Consider the following 13,757-nt stretch of genomic DNA (forward strand, 5'->3'; position numbering starts at 1 on the left):
GAGCCATGACGCCCCTGCGGATCGCGGTCACCGGCGCTGCCGGTCAGATCGGCTACAGCCTCCTGTTCCGTCTCGCGGCCGGCGGCCTGGGCGACCGGCCCATCGAGCTGCGACTGCTCGAGATCACCCCGGCGCTGAAGGCGCTCGAGGGCGTGGTGATGGAGCTGCAGGACGGCGCCTTCCCCCTGCTGGCGGGCGTCGAGACCGGTGACGATCCGCGCGCGCTGTTCGACGGCGTCGACCTCGCGCTGCTCGTCGGGGCCCGCCCGCGCGGCGCCGACATGACCCGCGGCGATCTGCTCGAGGCCAACGGGGCCATCTTCCGCGCCCAGGGCGAGGCGCTCGGGGCGGTCGCGGCCGACGACGTGCGCGTGCTCGCGACGGGGAACCCCGCCAACACCAACGCGTACATCGCCGCCGCGCACGCCCCCGACATCCCCCGCGATCGCTTCGCCGCGCTCACCCGCCTCGACCACAACCGCGCCGTGGCGCAGCTGGCCGCCAAGACGGGCGCGGCGGTGTCGGACATCTCGCGCGTGGCGATCTGGGGCAACCACTCGGCCACGCAGTACCCCGATCTCACGCACGCCCTCGTCGGCGATCGCCCCGCCCTCGAGGTCGTGGGCGACGCGGCGTGGGTCGAGCGCGACTTCATCCCCACCGTCGCGAACCGCGGCACGGCCGTCATCGAGGCGCGCGGGTCGTCGTCCGCGGCCTCGGCGGCCAGCGCCACCGTCGACGCCGCGCGGGACTGGCTGGGCCGCACGGCCGAGGGCGACTGGACCTCGATGGCCGTGGTCTCCGACGGCTCCTACGGCGTGCCCGAGGGACTCGTCAGCTCGTTCCCGGTGACCACCCGCGACGGCGACTGGGCGATCGTCCCCGGCCTGGAGATCGACGACTTCTCGCGCGCGCGGATCGATGCGTCCGCGGCCGAGCTGGCCGCCGAGGCGGAGCAGGTGCGGGCGCTCGGCCTCGTCTGAGGCCTCAGCCGCCCGGCAGGCGACGCCCCGCGCGGTCGATCCGCTCGACGATCGCGCTCACGACGAGCACCGCACCGACGCCCACGAGCGCCCCGCCGATCGTGTCGGTCAGCCAGTGCGCCGAGAGGTGCGTGCGCGAGAACGCCATGGCGAGCGTCGCCACGGCGCCGATCGCGGCGGTCCCCCACCGTGGGAACGCGACCCACAGGGCGGTCGCGATCGTCGCCGCGAACGCCGCGTGGCCCGACGGGTAGGCGAACGACGCGATGTCGATGACGATGTCGTCCGGCCGCGCGCGGGCGAAGACCGCCTTGCCCGCCTGCACCAGCCCCGTGCTCGCGAGCGCCGCCGCCGCGTAGACGAGCGCGTCGCGCTGCCGACGCAGCAGGAGCAGCACCACGATCAGCCCGAGCGGGATCCAGAAATGCGCGAGGATGCCGCCGCCGATCGCGTCGAGCACCAGCGAGGCGCCGCGCAGCGGCTCCGGGAGCTCGGCCACCACCTGCCGCCACCACGCGTCGACGGCCAGCGGCCCGTCGCCGGCGACGATCCGGATGAGCACCCCGAGGCCGGCCGCGGCCACGAGCGCGGCGGTCCCCCACCGCGCCGGGTGGCGCGCGCCGCGGTCGTCGTCGTCCATGCGCCTATCCTGCCGATTCCCAGCCCGGGCCGCCCCGCTCCCAGGCTCCCGTTACCTGCATTCCCATTAATCTGAATGAATGGCGAAGAACGGCAAGGGCACCAGCGGGAACCCGGCGCGCGCGGCGGAGCAGCAGCTGACCGTCAAGCAGCAGCGCGAGGCCAACCGCCAGGCGAAGCTCGCCGAGTACCAGGCACAGCTCAAGAAGCGCCAGCGCGGCAAGCTCGTGTGGTGGGCCGTGGGCTCCGCCGCCGTCCTCGCCGTCGTGGCCGCGATCGTCGTGTCGTACGTCTTCGCACCGCAGTACGCCGAGTACACGGCGGGCGGTGACGGCTCCGCGATCGAGGGCGTCGAGACCTTCGAGAACGACACCACGCACGTCGAGATCGGCACCGAGGTCGACTACGCGCAGACCCCGTCGGCCGGTGGCGAGCACTACCCGTACTGGCTCAACTGCGGCATCTACACCGAGCCGCAGGAGGACGAGTACGCCACGCACTCGATGGAGCACGGCGCCGTCTGGCTCACCTACGACCCCGCGCAGGTCAGCGACGACGACATCGCCCGCCTCGAGGCGATCACGCCCCGCACCTACGCGATCCTCTCGCCGTACGAGGGCATGGACAGCCCGATCTCGATCCAGGCCTGGAACGCGCAGCTGAAGGTCGACTCCGCCGACGACCCGCGCCTGGGCGAGTTCTTCGAGGAGTACTGGCGCAGCGAGAACGTCCCGGAGCCCGGCTCGGCCTGCTCCGGCGCGTACGACGGCCCCGGCAAGGCGTAACCGATGTCGGGCGAGGACGTCGCCGAGCGCGAGGGCGCGCGCCCTCGCCGCTCCTGGCCGCTGATCGTCTTCGTGCTCGTCCTCGTCGCGGGCGGCGCGTTCGCCGCCGGGCGGTTCTCGGCCTTCGACACGGTGGCCGCCCCCAACCGCGCCGACATCGGCTTCGCGCGCGACATGCAGGTGCATCACGCGCAGGCCGTCGAGATGGCGATGATCGAGTACCGCGCCACGCAGGACGACGAGCTGCGCGTCGTCGCCTACGACATCGCCACCGGCCAGCAGGCGCAGAGCGGCGAGATGTACGCGTGGCTCGTGGAGTGGGGCCTGCCGCAGCGCGGGTCGGAGCCGCTCATGGCCTGGATGCAGGGCACCGAGCACGACCACGGCGGCGCCGTCACGTCGGACGCCACCGAGGACGAGCTGCGCGAGGCGATGGGCATGGCCACCGACGAGGAGCTCGCGCAGCTGCAGGAGTTGGCCGGCACCACGGCGGGCGATTGCCTCTTCACCGACCTGATGATCGAGCACCACACCGGCGCGCTCGAGATGGTCGCCGCCGAGCGCGACCTCGGCAGCATCCCGCGCGTACTGCAGACCGCCGAGGCGATGGCCGACACCCAGCAGCGCGAGATCGAGGTGCTGCAGTCGGCGCAGGCCCGCCTCGGCTGCGGCTGATCCCCTACTTCTGCGAGCCGGCGAGCATCGCCTGCACGAAGTAGCGCTGGAAGGCGAAGAACACGATCAGCGGCACGATCATCGACAGGAACGCGCCCGCGGAGAGCACGTCGATGTTCGAGCCGAACTGCCGCAGCTGCGACTGGATCGCCACCGTCAGCGGCATCGACTCGGAGTTCGTGAAGATCAGCGCCACGAGCATGTCGTTCCACGTCCACAGGAACTGGAAGATCGCCAGAGACGCGACCGCCGGCATCGCCAGCGGCAGCATCACCGTGAAGAAGATCCGCCACTCCCCCGCGCCGTCGATCCGCGCCGCCTCGATCAGCTCGCCGGGCACCTCGGTGAAGAAGTTGCGCAGCAGGAAGATCGCGAACGGCAGGCCGAACGCCGTGTGGAAGAGGATGACGCCGATCACGCTGCCGAAGATCCCGAGCACGCCGAACATCTGCGCGAGCGGGATGATCGCCACCTGGATCGGCACGGCGAGCAGCACGATCACGACGATGAGCAGCCAGTCGCGCCCGGGGAACTGCATCCACGCGAACGCGTAGCCGGCGAGCGACCCGATGAGCACGACGAGGATCGTCGTGGGCACCGAGATGACGATGGTGTTCCAGATCGACCCGGTGATGTCGGGGTTCTGCAGCAGGTTGGCGTAGTTCTGGATCGTGATCTCGGCCGGCTTGGTGAAGATCGTCCACCAGCCGGACTCGGCGTTGTCGCCCGCCGTGCGCAGCGAGGTCAGGAACAGGCCGATGCTCGGCACGAGCCAGAACAGCGCCACGATCAGCAGCACGATGTTGATGACGGTGCTGCCGAGACCGTCGAGGATCCGCTGGGCGAGCGTCTTCTTCTTGGTGACGAGCCCGAGCGCCTGTGCCGAGGTCATCGCGCCTTCTCCTGCCGGAAGCGCCGCACGTTCATGATCATCGAGGGCAGCACGAGCACGAGCAGCAGGATCGCCAGCGCCGAGCCGAGGCCCTGGTTGTTGCCGCCGCCGAACGACTGCGTCCACATCTCGACGGCGATCACATTGGCCGCCGGTTTCGAGGCGCCGGGTGGGATGACGTAGACGAGGTCGAAGATCTTCAGCACGTTGATGATGAGGGTCACGAACACGACGATGAGCACGGGGGCGAGCAACGGGGCGGTGATCTTGGTGAACACCTTCCACTCGCTGGCGCCGTCCATGCGGGCGGCCTCCTGCAGCGAGCGGTCCATGGCCGACAGGCCCGAGGCGATCATCACCATCGCGAAGCCCGCCCAGATCCAGATGTACGACAGGATCACGACGGCGTTGATGAACGACGCCGACAGCCACGAGACGCCCTGCCCGCCCTCGTCGAAGTTCGACGCCGGTAGCGCGACGGTGTAGCTCTCGCCCTCGCTCAGGCCCGTGATCGTGTACTCGCCGCCGGCGCCGGTGGTGGCGAAGCCGGCGATCGAGCCGTCCGGGGCGACCGCGTCGACGCGCACGCCCGGCAGGCCGCTCTTGCCCTCCTCGATCTCGCCGTTGGTGCCGCCGCCGCCGCGGATGACGTCGAGGAACACCGTGCCGGCGATCTCGCCGCTGCCGGCGGAGTCGACCGCCACCGCGTCGGTCGCCTCCTCGGGGAGGTTGCTCTGGCGGATGCCGGTGAGCGCGAAGTTCTGGATCGATCCCGGCTGCACCGCCTCCTCCGAGGAGATGATGCCGCGATCGGCGACGATCCCCGTGCCCTCGCGCGGTCCCGCGCCCGGGTAGTTGGCGGCGTCGCCGAACCATCCCTGCGCCGCCACGATCGCGGCGTTGACGGCGCCGAGGTTGGGGTTCTCCTGGAACAGTCCGCGGAAGATCACGCCCGCGGCGAGCATCGAGATCGCCATGGGCATGAAGATGATGAGCCGGAACGCCGTCTTCCACGCCAGCCGCTCGATCAGCACGGCGAAGATCAGCCCCAGGATCGTGCACGCGGCGGGGGCCACGATCACCCAGATCACGTTGTTGCGGATCGCGGTGAACGTGGTGTCGTTCGTGAACATCGTCACGTAGTTCTCGAACCCCACGAAGCTCTGGCCTCGGCGGTCGAAGAGCGACCGGATGACCGTGTACACGATCGGGTACACGACGAACGCGCCGAGGAAGACCAGCGCGGGCGAGAGGAAGGCTGCGGTGATGACGAACCGGCGCCAGCCGCCCCGCTCCGGAGCGTGCTCCGGAGCGGGCGCGGTCGGCGCCGCGGCGACGGCTGTCACAGCCCGCTCAGTCCGTGTATGCCGACGCCGCGGCCGCCTCGAGGGCCTCCATCGTGCCCTGGATGTCCGTCGGGTCCTGGTAGAACCGGATCATCTCCTGCCAGAAGCCCTGGCCCTGCGTGCCGCCGAAGGCGCTCGGGGTGAGGTCGCTCATGTCGAAGCGGAACGTCTCGGCCGACGTGAGCGCCTCGGCGATCTGGCGCGAGACGTCGTCCGGGTACAGCGACGTGTCGACGCTCTGGTTCGGCGAGGTGAGGCCGCCGTTGGGCACCCAGATCTCGGCCGCCTCGGGGCTCGCCAGGAACTGCATGAGCGCGTCGACGGCGGGATCGTCGCTGAACGCGACGGCGACGTCGCCACCGCCCACGACCGAGGGCTCCGAGCCGTTGATCGACGGGAAGTCGTAGAACAGCGCGTTCTCGCCGACCACCGAGTTGCCGTCGGCCGTGATGTTGCCGGCCACGAAGTCGCCCTCGAACACCGTTCCCGCGTTGGGCTCGGCGCCGAAGACCTCGGTCACGCTGGTCGGGAAGTCGCGCTGGTCGCCGCCGGACTGCACGAGGTCGCTGCCCCAGAGCTCGGCGAGCACCTCGAGGGTCTCCTGCACCGACGGGTCGGTCCACGGGATCTCGTGGTTGGTCAGCTGGTCGTACTTCTCGCCGCCGGCCACGCGCAGGTAGACGTTCTCGAACCAGTCGGTGAGCGGCCAGCCCACGTCGGCGCCGACCGAGATGCCCGCGTAGCCCGCGTCGGTGACGATCTGCAGCTGCTCGAGGAAGTCGTCCCAGTCCTCGGGCTCGGTCGCCCCCGCCTCGTCGTAGATGTCGGCGTTGTACCAGACGGTCGACTTGTTGGCGGCCTTGAACCAGACGCCGTACGTCTCGCCGTCGACCGTGGCCAGATCGATCCAGTCCTGCGAGTAGTTCTCCTCGACCACGCCGAGCGCCTCGTCGCTGAGCGGCACGATGTCGCCATTGGTGGCGAGCTCCTGCATGAGCGCGGGCTGGCCGACGATCGCGACGCTGGGCGGGTCGCCGCCCTCGAGCTGACCCTGGATGTAGGTGGGACCGTTGTCGCCGAAGCTCGTGTACCGGACGGTCGCGCCGGTCTGCGCCTCGAACTCGTCGAGGACCGCCTCGAAGTTCTCCTGCTCGGCGCCCGACCAGGCCGCGACGACCGTCAGCTCCTCGCCGGAGAAATCGCCCTCGATGTCGGAACCGCCGCCACCGCCGTTGCCGCCCGAGCAGCCGGCCAGCGTGAGTCCCACGACTCCCACTGCCGAAACGACGATGGCCTTGCGCCTGCGATCCGCATTCATCACGCCCCCATGAGACTTCGGTGTGCTCTCGGCTTCGCCCGGCGACGGCTTCGACACCGGGCGACTGCCGTCACCCTACGCCGGGCACTCGTGGGGTTTCAACGTCTTGACACAACCGTGACCCGCGTGCGACCGACGGGCGCGAGCGCGCCCGATGAATAGGATCGTTGGCATGAGCGAGCCGGCGCTGCCTGCGCGCGCGGACGCCCTTGCGCGCCGCGCCACGATGATCGTGCGCATCGTCGGCGGCATCGTCGGGGCCTTCGTCATCATGAACGGTGTGGGCCGCCTCACCGTGGGCGACTACGGCGCCCTGGGCATCGGCGGGGGCGGCGAGAACCCCTGGGAGCAGGCGAACCCCGCCGAGGCGGTGCTCGAGGACGGCGTGCTCTCCGGCCCCGCCGGCGGCTCGGTGCTGCGCATCCCGGCCGCCGAGGTACCCGAGGGCCGCCTGCTCGAGATCGGATCGTTCGGGGGCGAGCGGACACCGTATGTCGATGTCGACATGACCGCGCCCTACGCCGTGGGATCCGGCGACGTGGAGTACACAGATCTGCTCAGCCTCGGCTGGCTCGACGGCGACCGCCCGACCGTCTTCTTCCCCGGCGAGGGCGACGTCGAGATCTGGTTCGACGCCGACGAGGCCTGGACCACCACGTTCGGACCGGCCGAGTACACCCCCGCGGTGGGCGGCGCCAACACGGGGCAGGGCGACGAGATCCTCCTGTACGAGGGCGAGGGGCTCTCGGCGCGCGCGCAGCACGAGGGCGAGGGCTCCTTCTACGTGCTGCTCTATCAGGAGGAAGACGACTACGACTACCCGATCATCGACCACGGCATCGTGGACGAGGGACTGACGTGGTCGGCGGGCTCCGCCGTCGCCATCGTGGTCGAGTCCGACGGCGACCCCTGGACCATCACCATCCACGAGCCCGAGCCGGCGCCCACGCCCTCGAGCACCGGCTCCCCCACCCCGTCCCCGACCGACACCTCGGCGCCGGCCGAGAGCGAGGAATGAGCATGGACTTCTCCGTCACGTTCGATCAGGCCGTCAAGGCACGACTGCCGATGCTCTACCTCGAGACCAGCGAGGAGGTGCGGGCGGTCGGCGTGCTGACCGAGATCGTGGACCGGCAGCGCACCCCGCGGCCGGTGTGGACGTGGAGTTCGGCGACCGGCCTCGTCCATCCCGTGGAGGGTCCCGTCGAGGGCACGACGGGCGCGGTGCGCGCGCTCGATCACGCCATGACCAATCCCGACGCCGGGGTCTACGTCTTCCACGACCTGCACCTGTACTTCGGCGCCGAGGGGCGGCCGGGCGATCCGGCCATCATCCGCAAGGTGCGAGAGGCCGCGGTGGAGTTCCGCCACGGCGAGAACGCGCGGATGATCGTCATCACGGCGCCGGTGCGTGTGCTGCCGCCCGAGATCGACACGCTCGCGACGCTCGTGGAGTTCCCGCTGCCTACGGCCGACGAGCTGCGGGCGATGCTCGACGACATGATCGCCGCGAACGAGCGGCTCAGCGCCACGGCCGACGAGGACGAGCGCGAGCAGCTCGTGCATGCGGCGCTCGGCCTGACGATGCACGAGGCCGAGAACGCGTTCGCGCGCGCCATGGTCGAGGATCGCAAGCTCACGGCCGAGGACGTCGCCGTGATCCACGACGAGAAGCGCCAGGCGGTGCGCAAGTCGGGCCTGCTCGACTTCATCGATTCGACCCTCGACCTCGACGACGTCGGCGGCCTCGGCAACCTCAAGCGCTGGCTCAGCCGCCGCAACGGCTCGTGGCTGCACCGCGCCCGAGAGTTCGGCATCCCCTCGCCCAAGGGCGTGCTGATCACGGGCGTGCCCGGTTCGGGCAAGTCGCTCACCGCCAAGGCGACCGCCGCCTCGTGGGGGCTGCCGCTGCTGCGCCTCGACGTGGGTCGCATCTTCTCGGGCCTGGTGGGATCCAGCGAGCAGAACCTGCGCACCGCGATCGCCACGGCCGAGGCGGTGGCGCCCTGCATCCTGTGGGTCGACGAGATCGAGAAGGGCTTCTCGGGCGTCTCGGGATCGACCGACTCGGGCACCTCGGCGCGCGTGTTCGGCTACTTCCTCACCTGGCTGCAGGAGAAGACGCGGCCCGTGTTCGTGGTGGCCACGGCCAACAACATCGATCAGCTGCCGCCGGAGTTCATGCGCAAGGGCCGCTTCGACGAGATCTTCTTCGTCGACCTCGCCAGCCACGCCGAGCGGCTCAAGATCTGGGAGATCCAGCTGCGCTCCTTCGCGACCGAGGGCAACGGCCTGAGCGAGATCGCCGCCGACGCCGCCGCGATCGAGCGCCTGGCCGCGTTGAGCGAGAACTACACGGGAAGCGAGATCGAGCAGGCCGTGATCGGCGGCCTGTACGAGGCCTTCGCCGAGGACCGGCCGATCCACGTCGACGACCTCGAGCACGCGATCACCACCATGGTGCCGCTGGCGGTGACGCAGGCTGAGGACGTGCAGGCGATCCGCGACTGGGCGACCGTCCGGGCGGTGCGGGCGACGGCGGCCGAGGATCTCACGCCCGTCGAGCAGCCGCCCGTGGCCGACGCCGCCTCGCCTGGCCCCGTCACGACGAGCCGCGGCGGCCGTACGGTGGACTTCTGAGGAGGGCCGCGATGCCTGCGCCGACAGACCGGAGGGACCCGAGGTGACCGAGAAGCAGCTGATCGTGCGCGTGCACGCCGACGGCACGATCGATGCCGAGACCGTCGGCATGTACGGCGACGAGTGCCTCGAGTACTTCGACGCGCTCGAGGACCTGCTCGACGCGCAGACCGCCTCGTCCGCCTACACCGCCGACTCCGATCGCGCGTCCGCCGAGACGACGCAGGCCGCCCGCACAGTCCGCGACGAGGGCGCATGACGCTCGCCGTCTGGTCGCCGCCGACCGCGCCGCCCGCGCCGCGCGACGCCGCCGCGCGGCGCGGGTCGCGCTACCTGCCGCGCACCCGCGCCGAGGGCCCGGGCCAGCGCGCCGCGCTGTGGCTGCAGGGCTGCGACGTGCGCTGCCCCGGCTGCTTCAACCCGCAGCTGTGGGCCCACCGGGGAGCGCGCCTGGAGTCGGCCGCCGAGGCGGGGCTCCGGTTCGCCGAGGAGGCGCGCGCCGCGGGCTCCGAGGGCCTGACGCTGCTCGGCGGCGAGCCGTTCGACCAGGCCGGCGCCGCGGCGAGCATCGCGGAGGCGTTCCGCGCGCGGGGGCTGACCGTGATGACGTTCACCGGCTACCGGCTCGACCAGCTGCGGGCGTGGGAGGGCGATCGCCCCGACATCGCGCGCCTGCTCGCCGCCACCGATCTGCTCGCGGACGGGCCCTACCTCCGCGACCGGCCCGACACGCGCCGTCCGTGGATCGGCTCGACCAACCAGGGACTGCACGCCCTGACCGACGCCTACCGCCGCGAGATCGCCGCCATCGAGGCCGGGGAGGGCGATCGCGATCGCCTCGAGGTCCGCGTGGCGGCCGACGGCTCGATCGAGGTCAACGGCTGGGCCGACGACGAGGCCCTGCGCTCCCTGCTCGGCGATCTCGGCGTGCGCCGCGACGCCCCCTCCCACACCGCCGCATCCGCTCCCCCGCGAAAGGCCCGTCCATGAGCGTGACGATCTCGCTGCTGCCCCTCGCTCTCGCCGCCGCCTCGGTCTTCGGCGGCGGCACGATCGCGGCCGCCGTCCGCGGCGGCAACGACGCGCGCACGGAGGAGAGCACGGCGGTCACCGTGCGCACGCGCATGAAGGACCGCACGCTGCTGGAGGCCGCGCTGGCCGACATCGGCGCCACGGGGATCGAGGCCGGCGACGAGGTCACCGCCACTCTCGGCGACGCGCGCCTCACGCTCACGCGCGGGGAGGACGAGATCTGGCAGGCACACCTCACGGGCGAGCTCGGCGACGACGAGCTGCGGCGCATCGGCGAGGACGCGATCACGCGCCTCGACGCCGCCTACGCGCTGCGCGTGCAGGCGGCCGTGGTGCAGCGCATCCGCGAGCGCGCCGAGACGACGGGCTTCACCCTGGCCGACGAGCATCGCGACGGCGACACGGTCACCCTGACCCTGTCGGTCGGCACGGGGACGTGATGAACCCGATCCTGTCCGTCGTCCTGCGCAGCCTGTGGGTCCTGCCGGTCCTCGCCGGCCCCGATGTCGCCTTCCTGGTGCTGCTCGGGTTCATCGCCGCGTGGGTCCAGATCGGCGCCCGCGAGCCGCGCTCCTGGCGGCACGCCGTGATGGGCGTTGTATACCTCATCGTCGGCCTCGTGGCGCAGGGCGCGTTCGGCAATCTGCCCGGCGTGATCGCGCTGCTGATCCACACCGGCGTCTGGCTGGCGGCGATCGTCCACGCCCTCGTGATCTACCCTCGTGCGCTCGGCGCGATCCCGGCGGCGAGCCCCGCACCCGCGCGCGCCGCGGCGCCCGCGCGGGAAGCCGCCCCGGTGCGGCGTCGCCGGGCCGAGCCCGTCCCGCAGGAGGCGCGCGAGCTGGCCGACGCCGCCGCCTCGACCCGATCGCGACTGCTCGCCGACGACCCGCCCGCCCCGGAGCCGGTGGCCGACCCGATCGACGTGAACACCGCCTCGCGCGCGCAGCTGCGCCGGCTGCTGCGGGTGGACCGCAAGGCGGCGGACGCGCTGCTCACGGAGCGCACGCGGCGCGGCGGCTTCGCCTCGCTCGACGACTTCGCGCGCGCGGCGGGGCTGCAGCCGCACGAGCTGGCGCGGCTGCGGCGCGAGGCCGTCTGCTCCCCGCGGCCCCGCGCCCCGCGGCGCTTCGGCCGCCGCGTCGACCTCTGACGCGCCGGTCCGGGGCTGCGCCCGCCCGGTTTCCGCGCCCGGGTTGCGCTCGGCCGGTTTCCGCGCCCGGGTTGCGCTCGGCCGGTTTCCGCGTCCGGGGTTGAGCCCGGCCGGTTTCCGCGAGACTGCATGTTTGCGCCGAGAAGGCGACGTTGGGACGCGGTCTCGGCGCAAACATGCGGTCTCGGCGCGGACTTGCTGTCTCGGCGCGGACTTGCTGTCTCGGCGGCGGCGGGACGGGATCACGCGGGCCGGAAACGGACGAAGGCCCCGGGACAACCCGGGGCCTTCGTGAGGTGTCTTGCGACAGGTGGGATTACTTGAGGCCCACCGTGGCGCCGGCCTCCTCGAGCTTCGCCTTGGCGGCCTCGGCGGCCTCCTTGTTGGCGCCCTCGAGAACGGGCTTCGGCGCACCGTCGACGAGAGCCTTCGCCTCGCCGAGGCCGAGCGAGGTGAGCTCGCGGACGACCTTGATGACCTGGATCTTCTTGTCGCCGGCGGCCTCGAGGATGACGTCGAACGAGTCCTTCTCCTCCTCGGCCGGGGCGTCGCCACCGGCAGCCGGGGCACCGGCAGCGGCAACCGCGACGGGCGCGGCGGCGGTGACGTCGAAGGTCTCCTCGAAGGCCTTCACGAACTCGCTGAGCTCGATGAGGGTGAGCTCCTTGAACGCGTCGAGCAGCTCCTCAGTGCTGAGCTTCGCCATGATGTATCTCCTGTGGGTTGGGGTTTGTGTGGTCGATTACTCACCGCGAGTTACGCGGCGGTCTCCTGCTTCTCACGCAGCGCCTCGACCGTGCGAACGGTCTTCGACAGCGGCGCCTGGAAGAGGGCGGCAGCCTTCGACATCGAGGCCTTCATCATGCCGGCGACCTTGGCCAGCAGGACTTCACGGCTCTCGAGGTCGGCCAGCTTGCTGACCTCCTCGGGGCTCAGGGCGGCACCGTCGAAGTAGCCGCCCTTGATCACGAGAAGAGGGTGTGCCTTGGCGAAGGCACGCAGACCCTTCGCGACGGCGACCGGGTCGCCGTGCACGAAAGCGATGGCCGACGGACCCTTGAGGTCGTCGTCCAGAGCCGTGATCCCCGCAGCGTTCGCGGCGATCTTGGTCAGCGTGTTCTTCACCACGGCGTATTCCGCGTCCTGACGGATGCTGTTGCGGAGCTCCTTGAGCTCGGCAACCGTCAGACCGCGGTACTCGGTGAGCAGAACGGCGGTCGAGTTCTCGAAGTTCTTCGTGAGCTCGGCGACCGATGCTTCCTTCTGCGCCATGGCCACTCCTTGATGTGTACGAGGCGCTCCGCGGAGGCGGGGCACCGACCGTTTCCCACCACACGGCAAAACAAAAACGCTCCGGCGCAAGCGCACGGAGCGTGATCCTGGAATCAGGAGATTCGTTCGTGACACCTGCGCGGGCCCCTGCTGAGCAGTGCTTCGATCACCATGCGCTTGCGCACACGACGATGACCGGCGGTCTTCGGCTCCGATAAGCATACGCCACGCCACGCCCTGCCGCCAACTCGGGCCACCCGAGTGCCCGCGATCGCGCGCGTCGCCCCGGAGGCTGTCGGCGGCGGGGGTTAGGGTCGAGGGGATGTCTCCCGAACTGCAGGCCCGGATCGTCGCGGACTCCCGCGACCGGGTCGGCTGGCTCCGGGCACGCGCCGCGGGCATCACCGCGACCGACGTCGCGCAGCTGACGAGCGAGGCGTCGATCCTCCGCGCCGCCGACGCGAAGCTCGGCCACGGCTCCCGCTTCGGCGGCAACGCCTACACCGATCACGGCCGCCGCCGCGAACCGGAGATCGCGGCGTGGGTCGCCGCGACGCACGGCATCCACCCCTCGACCGCGCTCTTCCACGCCGAGATCGAGAAGCGCCACCTCGCCACCCCCGACGGCATCGCCGAGGACGCCGCGGGACGGATCACCCTCGCCGAGATCAAGACGACGAACAAGTCGTGGCGCACGATCCCGCGCACCTACCTGCGCCAGGTCTGGTGGCAGCAGCACGTGCTCGGTGCGGAGCGCACGCTGTTCGCCTGGGAGGAGCACCGCGACTTCTCCCCGCTGCACGACGAGCCCAAGTGCGTGTGGATCGATCGGGACGACGCCGAGATCAACCGGCTCGTGCGGCTGGCCACGAGCCTGATCGACGAGCTGTATCGCCGCACCACCGGCAAGGAGGTGCCCACGCGCCGCGCGCTCACCCCGCGCGAGGAGGCGCTGCACCGCTCCGCCACGCGCTCGGCCTACCGCGCCCTCGCCCTCGCCGACTGAGCACGCGGCCGGGCTC

At 71.3% G+C, this 13,757-nt stretch carries 16 protein-coding genes; 10 read left to right on the plus strand and 6 right to left on the minus strand.

Annotation, left to right across the window (positions count from 1 at the left end):
- The first annotated feature begins 5 nt into the window (after positions 1-5).
- Positions 6-983, plus strand: coding sequence for a malate dehydrogenase (locus tag E3O41_RS10540; protein ID WP_067027773.1), 978 nt, complete (start codon positions 6-8; stop codon positions 981-983).
- Between the two features lie 4 nt (positions 984-987).
- Here the strand turns inward: E3O41_RS10540 and E3O41_RS10545 are convergent, their stop codons facing one another.
- On the minus strand, positions 988-1,623 hold the full coding sequence (locus tag E3O41_RS10545; RefSeq protein WP_067027771.1) for a phosphatase PAP2 family protein: 636 nt from the start codon (positions 1,621-1,623) through the stop codon (positions 988-990).
- A 79-nt stretch (positions 1,624-1,702) separates the two neighbouring features.
- Here E3O41_RS10545 and E3O41_RS10550 point away from each other — a divergent pair, with 79 nt between their 5' ends.
- Positions 1,703-2,407: a thioredoxin-like domain-containing protein gene (locus E3O41_RS10550; protein ID WP_067027768.1), complete on the plus strand. Its 705-nt coding sequence runs from the start codon at positions 1,703-1,705 to the stop codon at positions 2,405-2,407.
- Positions 2,408-2,410: 3 nt separating this feature from the next.
- Complete coding sequence (locus E3O41_RS10555; protein WP_135012375.1) at positions 2,411-3,082, plus strand: DUF305 domain-containing protein; 672 nt, start codon at positions 2,411-2,413, stop codon at positions 3,080-3,082.
- A 4-nt stretch (positions 3,083-3,086) separates the two neighbouring features.
- Here the strand turns inward: E3O41_RS10555 and E3O41_RS10560 are convergent, their stop codons facing one another.
- The 3 genes from E3O41_RS10560 to E3O41_RS10570 are packed head-to-tail and all read right to left on the minus strand — an operon-like array spanning position 3,087 to position 6,587.
- Positions 3,087-3,974 (minus strand): carbohydrate ABC transporter permease, encoded by an 888-nt coding sequence (locus E3O41_RS10560; RefSeq protein ID WP_067027765.1) that lies wholly within the window; start codon positions 3,972-3,974, stop codon positions 3,087-3,089.
- Complete coding sequence (locus E3O41_RS10565) at positions 3,971-5,320, minus strand: ABC transporter permease (RefSeq protein WP_067027763.1); 1,350 nt, start codon at positions 5,318-5,320, stop codon at positions 3,971-3,973. Before E3O41_RS10565 ends, E3O41_RS10560 begins: the two co-directional genes overlap by 4 nt.
- A gap of 7 nt (positions 5,321-5,327) precedes the next feature.
- Entirely contained in the window at positions 5,328-6,587 is a 1,260-nt protein-coding gene (locus E3O41_RS10570) for an ABC transporter substrate-binding protein (protein WP_244927245.1), read from the minus strand.
- Between the two features lie 223 nt (positions 6,588-6,810).
- Here E3O41_RS10570 and E3O41_RS10575 point away from each other — a divergent pair, with 223 nt between their 5' ends.
- From E3O41_RS10575 to E3O41_RS10600, 6 genes are read left to right on the plus strand one after another with little or no spacing between them, the layout of a single operon-like run.
- Entirely contained in the window at positions 6,811-7,656 is an 846-nt protein-coding gene (locus E3O41_RS10575) for a hypothetical protein (RefSeq protein WP_135012377.1), read from the plus strand.
- Between the two features lie 2 nt (positions 7,657-7,658).
- On the plus strand, positions 7,659-9,278 hold the full coding sequence (locus tag E3O41_RS10580) for an AAA family ATPase (RefSeq protein ID WP_067027759.1): 1,620 nt from the start codon (positions 7,659-7,661) through the stop codon (positions 9,276-9,278).
- A gap of 43 nt (positions 9,279-9,321) precedes the next feature.
- A complete protein-coding gene (locus E3O41_RS10585; RefSeq protein ID WP_067027757.1) occupies positions 9,322-9,537 on the plus strand; it encodes a DUF2997 domain-containing protein in 216 nt (71 codons plus the stop codon).
- A complete protein-coding gene (locus E3O41_RS10590; protein ID WP_067027755.1) occupies positions 9,534-10,268 on the plus strand; it encodes a 4Fe-4S single cluster domain-containing protein in 735 nt (244 codons plus the stop codon). Before E3O41_RS10585 ends, E3O41_RS10590 begins: the two co-directional genes overlap by 4 nt.
- Complete coding sequence (locus tag E3O41_RS10595; protein ID WP_067027753.1) at positions 10,265-10,750, plus strand: hypothetical protein; 486 nt, start codon at positions 10,265-10,267, stop codon at positions 10,748-10,750. The genes E3O41_RS10590 and E3O41_RS10595 overlap by 4 nt, the downstream gene beginning before the upstream one ends.
- Positions 10,750-11,463 carry a ComEA family DNA-binding protein gene (locus tag E3O41_RS10600; RefSeq protein ID WP_083991039.1) on the plus strand — a complete coding sequence of 238 codons (714 nt, stop codon included), beginning with the start codon at positions 10,750-10,752 and terminating at the stop codon, positions 11,461-11,463. The genes E3O41_RS10595 and E3O41_RS10600 overlap by 1 nt, the downstream gene beginning before the upstream one ends.
- 316 nt (positions 11,464-11,779) lie before the next feature.
- Here the strand turns inward: E3O41_RS10600 and rplL are convergent, their stop codons facing one another.
- The gene (gene rplL, locus E3O41_RS10605) at positions 11,780-12,169 is read right to left on the minus strand and encodes a 50S ribosomal protein L7/L12 (RefSeq protein ID WP_067027751.1); all 390 of its coding nucleotides are present in this window, start codon (positions 12,167-12,169) and stop codon (positions 11,780-11,782) included.
- 50 nt (positions 12,170-12,219) lie between these two features.
- Positions 12,220-12,735, minus strand: a complete 516-nt coding sequence (gene rplJ / locus E3O41_RS10610) for a 50S ribosomal protein L10 (RefSeq protein WP_067027903.1) — start codon at positions 12,733-12,735, stop codon at positions 12,220-12,222.
- 322 nt (positions 12,736-13,057) lie between these two features.
- On the opposite strand from rplJ, the gene E3O41_RS10615 reads away from it, so the two are divergent.
- Positions 13,058-13,741, plus strand: coding sequence for a YqaJ viral recombinase family protein (locus E3O41_RS10615; protein WP_135012380.1), 684 nt, complete (start codon positions 13,058-13,060; stop codon positions 13,739-13,741).
- Positions 13,742-13,757: the final 16 nt, after the last annotated feature.

It is taken from the genome of Microbacterium sediminis (assembly GCF_004564075.1).
Lineage (GTDB): Bacteria > Actinomycetota > Actinomycetes > Actinomycetales > Microbacteriaceae > Microbacterium > Microbacterium sediminis.

Coding starts and splice junctions, on each gene's coding strand:
- E3O41_RS10590 (WP_067027755.1), top strand. CDS start 9,534: ATGACGCTCGCCGTCTGGTCGCCGCCGACCGCGCCGCCCGCGCCGCGC.
- E3O41_RS10550 (WP_067027768.1), top strand. CDS start 1,703: ATGGCGAAGAACGGCAAGGGCACCAGCGGGAACCCGGCGCGCGCGGCG.
- E3O41_RS10555 (WP_135012375.1), top strand. CDS start 2,411: ATGTCGGGCGAGGACGTCGCCGAGCGCGAGGGCGCGCGCCCTCGCCGC.
- E3O41_RS10600 (WP_083991039.1), top strand. CDS start 10,750: ATGAACCCGATCCTGTCCGTCGTCCTGCGCAGCCTGTGGGTCCTGCCG.
- E3O41_RS10545 (WP_067027771.1), bottom strand. CDS start 1,623: ATGGACGACGACGACCGCGGCGCGCGCCACCCGGCGCGGTGGGGGACC.
- E3O41_RS10615 (WP_135012380.1), top strand. CDS start 13,058: ATGTCTCCCGAACTGCAGGCCCGGATCGTCGCGGACTCCCGCGACCGG.
- E3O41_RS10595 (WP_067027753.1), top strand. CDS start 10,265: ATGAGCGTGACGATCTCGCTGCTGCCCCTCGCTCTCGCCGCCGCCTCG.
- rplL (WP_067027751.1), bottom strand. CDS start 12,169: ATGGCGAAGCTCAGCACTGAGGAGCTGCTCGACGCGTTCAAGGAGCTC.
- E3O41_RS10580 (WP_067027759.1), top strand. CDS start 7,659: ATGGACTTCTCCGTCACGTTCGATCAGGCCGTCAAGGCACGACTGCCG.
- E3O41_RS10560 (WP_067027765.1), bottom strand. CDS start 3,974: ATGACCTCGGCACAGGCGCTCGGGCTCGTCACCAAGAAGAAGACGCTC.
- rplJ (WP_067027903.1), bottom strand. CDS start 12,735: ATGGCGCAGAAGGAAGCATCGGTCGCCGAGCTCACGAAGAACTTCGAG.
- E3O41_RS10575 (WP_135012377.1), top strand. CDS start 6,811: ATGAGCGAGCCGGCGCTGCCTGCGCGCGCGGACGCCCTTGCGCGCCGC.
- E3O41_RS10540 (WP_067027773.1), top strand. CDS start 6: ATGACGCCCCTGCGGATCGCGGTCACCGGCGCTGCCGGTCAGATCGGC.